The 271-nt window shown below is 45.4% G+C and carries 1 protein-coding gene; it reads right to left on the bottom strand.

Annotated features, from left to right (window positions below; genetic code table 11):
• The coding region (locus R0K30_RS21990) for a sensor histidine kinase (RefSeq protein WP_410612965.1) at positions 1–271 on the bottom strand (271 nt) is incomplete at both ends.

A 271-nucleotide genomic window follows, 5' to 3' on the forward strand; every position in this document is an offset into this window, starting at 1 on the left:
ACCAGAGCCGGTATCACTGATACAGATTGTCAGGGAGTTTTGGTGCCGACGGAAACCCAATACAATTCGGCCCTTTTCGGTGTAACGCAGGGCATTAGAAAGTAAGTTCTGAACAGCGCGGGTTAATAACTTTCGGTCAGTGTTCACCAGAGCTGAGCTTTTGTGGTAGTTAAGTTGTAAGTGCTTTTCTTTTGCCATGATCTGGTAACGTTCAGCTAAGGGTTGTAAAGCCTGGTCAACAGAAAAGAGCTGGTGATCCGGTTGTAAATTT

Source organism: Bacillus sp. SIMBA_154 (assembly GCF_046536015.1).
GTDB classification, from domain to species: Bacteria; Bacillota; Bacilli; order Bacillales; family Bacillaceae; genus Bacillus; species Bacillus pumilus_P.